Annotated in this window: 1 protein-coding gene; it reads left to right on the plus strand. The window is 31.5% G+C overall.

Features of this window, described 5'->3' with window-relative positions:
- The first annotated feature begins 261 nt into the window (after nucleotides 1–261).
- Nucleotides 262–1425 carry an IS110 family transposase gene (locus DW911_RS10835; protein WP_118607814.1) on the plus strand — a complete coding sequence of 388 codons (1164 nt, stop codon included), beginning with the start codon at nucleotides 262–264 and terminating at the stop codon, nucleotides 1423–1425.
- Nucleotides 1426–1535 lie beyond the last annotated feature (110 nt).

Raw genomic sequence — 1535 nt, forward strand, 5'->3', positions numbered from 1 at the left:
CTTGTATGATATAAACGTACCTTGCCAGTACATAAATATCACTTTATCCTTTCTAACCTTTTATTTAGAATATTAGTAGATAAACCTTAGTTCTCTTACATGTATTGTAGTTAATCTACTTTAAGGAGAGTGAGTCTATGGCCCTTACTAAATTCGTTTATAGTTGGATGAGCCACTTAAAGTGTGTTCTTATGTCTTACAAGAATACGATTAGATCGCCATAGAAATCTGACAAGGTTTTCTAGAAAGGCGGTCTTTTTTATGACACATTTTGTTGGCATTGACGTTGCCAAATTTGAACACGTCGCTTCTGTTTTTAACTCAGTTATTGGTGAACTGGTTATTGACTCACTTCACTTCGATAATAATGTCAAAGGTTTTAATTCATTATTATCTCATATTTCTAAACTTGATGACTGTGTAGTAGGTTTTGAATCTACTGCCCATTATCATCAAAGCTTATTTAACTTTTTAACTGAAAAGGATTTTCAATGTTACTTACTTAATCCTATTCAAACATCTAGATTCAGAAAGATATCTATTCGCGATGCTAAGAATGATAATATCGATTCTAAATCTATCGCTCGTTTCTTAATGATTTCATACCATGACTTGATACAAGAAGAATTCTACATTAATGATTTGAAAGAACTGTGCAGCCAACGTGACAGTTTAATATCAGAATCTTCCAGACAAAAAATTAAACTTTTAACTTATTTGGATCGCGTATTCCCTGAATTGGAATCTGTTATTTCTAAATCAAGTATCCATTCTAAAGCTATTAGAGCTATATTAAAGGTATATCCTACTGCCAGTCGCATATCTAAAGTTAGAATTGATCATCTTATAAAAATAGCTTCTGATGCTTCTGGCAAAAAATTCAACAGTGATAAAATCATTAAAATGAAAGAAACTTCTAAATCATCTATTGGATTTGATTCATCTGCATTGGCTTTAAAAATCAAACAAACTATCGAAACACTAGAACATTTAAAAAAGCAGATAGATGAGGTCAATAGTGAAATTGAAAATCACCCCATCCCTCGTCAATCCCCATTGCACAAAATCGATGGTTTGAATTCTATAGAAATTGCCTACATCATGTCTGCCATTATCAATATATCACGTTTTGACTCTATTAAAAAGGTTGTAGCTTATGCAGGATTAGATCCTGTGGTCAGACAATCCGGCACCTTTATGGCATCTAAAACCAGAATGAGTAAAAGAGGAAACAAAATGCTTCGCTATGCATTGATATGGGCAGCCAATAATGTACGACTTCATAATAAGAATCTAAATACCTACTATTTAAAGAAACGGGCACAAGGTAAATCACATTACAATGCTCTTGGACACTGTGCAGTTAAACTGATTCGATATATTTGGTTTGTATTGCATAATCCTGATAAAGAATTTATAAACTAATATCTTTACAATCGAATATTTACCTGTGTTTTAAAAAAATAATTTTTTAGACACTTTTTTGTGTGCCTGAAATTATCAATAAGAAAATTATGTTTTTTCTATTGATTTTT

Origin of the sequence: Erysipelatoclostridium sp. AM42-17, from assembly GCF_003480255.1 — a bacterium.
Classification (GTDB): Bacteria; Bacillota_I; Bacilli_A; order Erysipelotrichales; family Coprobacillaceae; genus Faecalibacillus.